5 protein-coding genes are annotated in these 3,952 nt (G+C 59.0%); 1 reads left to right on the forward strand and 4 read right to left on the reverse strand.

Going from position 1 to position 3,952, the window contains the following annotated elements:
• The first annotated feature begins 60 nt into the window (after positions 1-60).
• The gene (locus OOJ09_RS31780) at positions 61-375 is read left to right on the forward strand and encodes a hypothetical protein (protein WP_269908998.1); all 315 of its coding nucleotides are present in this window, start codon (positions 61-63) and stop codon (positions 373-375) included.
• Positions 376-505: 130 nt separating this feature from the next.
• On the opposite strand, the gene OOJ09_RS31785 is transcribed toward OOJ09_RS31780, so the two are convergent.
• The 4 genes from OOJ09_RS31785 to OOJ09_RS31800 form a co-directional block, all read right to left on the reverse strand.
• Entirely contained in the window at positions 506-2,191 is a 1,686-nt protein-coding gene (locus tag OOJ09_RS31785) for a DNA primase family protein (protein ID WP_269908999.1), read from the reverse strand.
• A 128-nt stretch (positions 2,192-2,319) separates the two neighbouring features.
• Complete coding sequence (locus OOJ09_RS31790) at positions 2,320-2,616, reverse strand: hypothetical protein (protein ID WP_269909000.1); 297 nt, start codon at positions 2,614-2,616, stop codon at positions 2,320-2,322.
• 5 nt (positions 2,617-2,621) lie between these two features.
• The gene (locus OOJ09_RS31795) at positions 2,622-2,879 is read right to left on the reverse strand and encodes a helix-turn-helix transcriptional regulator (protein ID WP_269909001.1); all 258 of its coding nucleotides are present in this window, start codon (positions 2,877-2,879) and stop codon (positions 2,622-2,624) included.
• Positions 2,880-3,056: 177 nt separating this feature from the next.
• A partial coding sequence (locus tag OOJ09_RS31800) for a tyrosine-type recombinase/integrase (protein ID WP_269909002.1) occupies positions 3,057-3,952 on the reverse strand: 896 nt, incomplete at its 5' end.

Consider the following 3,952-nt stretch of genomic DNA (forward strand, 5'->3'; position numbering starts at 1 on the left):
TTCCCATTGCTGAAATACACCTGCAGAAAGTAAAGGTTGGGCACACAGTGGGGGATCGACATGAAACAGCAGGCGGCAATTGCGCTGATCTTCTTAGTATTTAGCGCCAACTGCACTTTTGGAAACACCGTGTGTAACGTCTCAGGTTTAGGCCCCAACCTGGAAACGTTCACATTCCAGAAGTGCGACGGAGCTTTGAGCCCTGCCGAGGCTATCGATTGTGTAAATCGGCTTGCGGAAGAGGCTGAAGACATGCGGGTGAAATCAGAGAAGGCAATCGCTCAGGCCGAGTGCCTTTGCAAAGCCCTCAATGAGATCGCGGGCGGGCTTGGTCACTATAGTCGGCTGAACGGCACTTGCACCATCAAGCGGTAGGATTAATCCTGAGACGCACTGAGACGCGTCTCATGACATTGCACCATATGAACTCACATACCCGTCTTTATAACCCTCTGTACCAAAGTCACGCATGCAATGGCTTGAGACGCGTCTCAGTGCGTCTCACTTACCAATCAGCCATACTCTCTTTCGGTTCAATCGCTTTGTTGCCCGCGATGTCGATACCTTCGTAAATCCGGACTTGCTGCCCCTCGACCCTTGGCCGACTTACCTTTAGCCCCGACACGACAGCGCGCAGATCGCGCCCGAACGATTGAAGGGTTCCGGCTTCCTTCCTTCCGTTTGCCTCGCACCAAACCTTCCATTCCTCGAAAACGCGCTCGGGCATGCATTGCAGACCGGGCGCGACGGTGCAGCGCTGTTTCACGAACGCCGCGACAGGTGAGCCGAGCGCCTCAAGCTCGTCTATCGCGTCCCGCGCGCTGTCGGGCTGGAGGAAATACCCGCGTTGCCGAAGTCTGATGTAGCCGGCGCGCGCCCAATTGAGGATGCCGGGCAATTCGCCCAAGAGCCGGTTACCAAGTCCGCGATCCTCCCTGCCGAAGAACGAATTTTCCATCGTCAGGACCACAAACCGCGAGGCGAGCGCTCCAGATGCATCGGCAAGGCGCGGCAATTCGTTGGTCATGATGACGAACCTGATCGGAAGCCTTCCCGTCCAAGCCGGCAAGAACTTGCGATCAATCGTCAAGCTGTCCTCGCCTGAGATCGAAAGCAGGCGCTCTGCAATGGCCGCTTGATCAGCACGCGTGCCGAGGCGGGCATCGCCGATGATGCCGAGCGGCTTTCCGATCAGCGGCGCGAGGCCGAAATTCGTTGCCAAGCTCGCCAGTGTCGGAGCCGCAACGCTGCCGTGGCCCAGTAAACCGGTGAGGACGCGGGCAACGGTGCCTTTTCCAGATCGCTTCGGCCCGACAATGAGCGCGATTTTCTGTTGCGACGTATCCGGCGCAAGCAGATAGCCGAACAGGTCTTGCAGCGTTTCAATGGACTGGCGGTCGCTGGGCCAAATTTGATCCAAAAAGCGCAGCCATTCGGATGGCTCAGGCGCATTAGGGTCAAAAGAGACATCGGCGGCGCTCAGGCCGAAATAAGAAGGCGTCGGCGGGTGAAGCGTTCCGGTCGGCAGATGCAGCAGCCCATTTTCGACGGCCAGCAGTTCACTCGCTGGCGGCCTGTCACCAGACGCCAGCCAAGCCGGCGTTTCGATACTGGCCGGCAGATTGCAAGCAGCCGACAGTGCCGCAAACACATCGCCGACCCGCGATCGATTAGGCTGGAACGGGCCAAGCTCCTTTTCCGGTGTGTAGCACAACGCCTGATCAAGGAACGCCCATATCGCCGCCTGGATCGCGTCGTGGTCGGCGTCCCGGTAGCACGATCCGTTCCATTCGTAGAACGATCCGCGATGGTGATGTAGAGTGCGTAGACCGCCGACAGCATAGAACGCCGTCAACAATTTACGCGCGGACGGCAAGGGGTCGCGCCTGTCGAGGATCAGAGCTTTACCCGCATCCTGGCGGACGGTCCGCGCCGCAGCCACGGGCGGCGCGGGGCTTTGTCGTGGCCGGAACACGGCGACGGCAGAAACGCTCTCAGCGGGCTCCCCTGCCGGTTTCTGTTGCGGCGGCGACCAGGGCCGAGCCGTCGCGCGCATGAAGGCGTCAAGCTCGGGAGCCGACCAGCCATCATCCACGGCGTCGGCGCAGTCCCAACCTTTCTTAGGCCTCTTGCCTGCTTGCCAGTCGGCAAATGTGTAGGGCGCGTGCGCGCGATCACTTTGAATGTGCATTCCAGTCTCATCATCATTGACGAGACAGTGCCTTGTTGCTAAATTTACAACGTCTGTTGTTGTTATTTTAGCTTCACTGTCTCAGAAGCTTCTTTCGAAAGCCCAGGCGGCAACCTGGGCTTTTCATTTTAGATGTCGTCGTTCTCAAGAGTTGCCTGAACTTGGCGCGGGAACGGAATAACGTTGTCCGCGACAATCCGCTGACCAGTTCTTGCGCAGAAAACTATTTCGTCTAAGGCGCTGGTCGTATGCGCTCGCTTGAGAGATGCAAGCTCCGCAGATGCGGCAGCGTCGCAAATCTCATCTACGGATCGATCATCGAATAGAACGGGTTTGATCGTCAGCGCCCCCGCCTCATCCGCGAAGTCCCCATTAACGAGAATGCGACGCCCGGTCTTGGCGCAGAAAACGATTTCTTCGGCCATGGCGATCACGCGGCAACGTGGCAGGCGGCCTTGGCGGCTTCCCACGCTTCCAGGTCGGACAGCCGCCAGCGCGAGCAGCCCGGCGAGAGGCGGATCGGCTTCGGAAAGTTGGCGTCGTTCTGTATCCACCGCCAGATGGCGGCACGGCAGACGCCATAGCGCGCGCCGGTTTGCCGATCCGTGAGATAAAAGGCGTCTGGATGGGCAGGCTTTAGCTTGGTCTTTTTTGACCCTTCGGTGTCGGGCATCTGAGCATGAGTCATTTTTGGTCTCCAACAGTCTACGATGGAACCAATAAGTCGTGATGGTTGCCGCAACCACTCGTCGCAATTTGGGGAAATGGCGCAGATTTCGTGCGTTCTTATTCGATTAGACGCAAAGATATCGCGCTTTTGCCGCGTAAGCGCCGATAGCAGAACTCACACTTCCCTTTGCCGGCATCAGCGTCGGCCTTGGAAGGGCAATACCTTGCCCTTGGCATTCCGCCCCCCGAGGAAGTCAGCCCACGCTGCCATCATCTGCCGGCGCTTTTCCATCATGTCGCCGCGCCGGTAAGCTGCCTCGACGGCGTTGCTGACTTTGTGCGCAAGCGCGGTTTCGGCCATTTCGCCGGCAAAGTTGGTGCGTTCTGATATCCAGTCGCGAAAGGTCGATCGAAGCCCATGGGGCACCGCTGGACGCTTTGACGCCCGATCCACAAATCCAACGCCCCCTTCCTTCACGTCCGTCTCGTGCAGGCGCTTCATTGTCGCGCTCAAGGTCATGTCTGACAGTGTACCGCCCTTCGCAGCTGGGAACACCAGTGGGTTACCAGCGAGACGAGGCAGGGCTTTCAGCAATGTCACGGCACCAGCACTGAGCGGAACGCGATGCTCACGATCCATCTTCATTCTAGCGGAGGGCACGATCCATAGCGATTTTTCAAGGTCGATTTCATCCCAGGTCGCGCCGCGCGCTTCACCAGACCGGCAAGCAGTCAGAGTCAAGAATTCGAGCGCACGGCTCCCGACGCCTTCCCGCGCCCGCAAGGCCGCAAACCAGCGCACGACGTCGTCAAGCTGCACGGCGGGTTGGTTGTCGCCGTCCTTCACCTTGGCCGCTGCCGGAAGCATCTCTTTGAGATTGCCAGCCCAGCGGGCAGGATTGTCGCCGACGCGATGGCCCGCAACCGCGGCCCATGCCAATACGGATTCGATACGCCCACGCAAGCGACTGGCGGTTTCGGTCTTGGTCCGCCAGATCGGTTCCAGCGCCCGCAGTACATCTTGAACCGCGATATCGCTGACCAGCATCGGGCCGAGTTCAGGGCCGGCATATGTTTCGAGCGTCATCTTCC

Source organism: Mesorhizobium qingshengii (assembly GCF_027563465.1).
Lineage (GTDB): Bacteria > Pseudomonadota > Alphaproteobacteria > Rhizobiales > Rhizobiaceae > Mesorhizobium > Mesorhizobium qingshengii_A.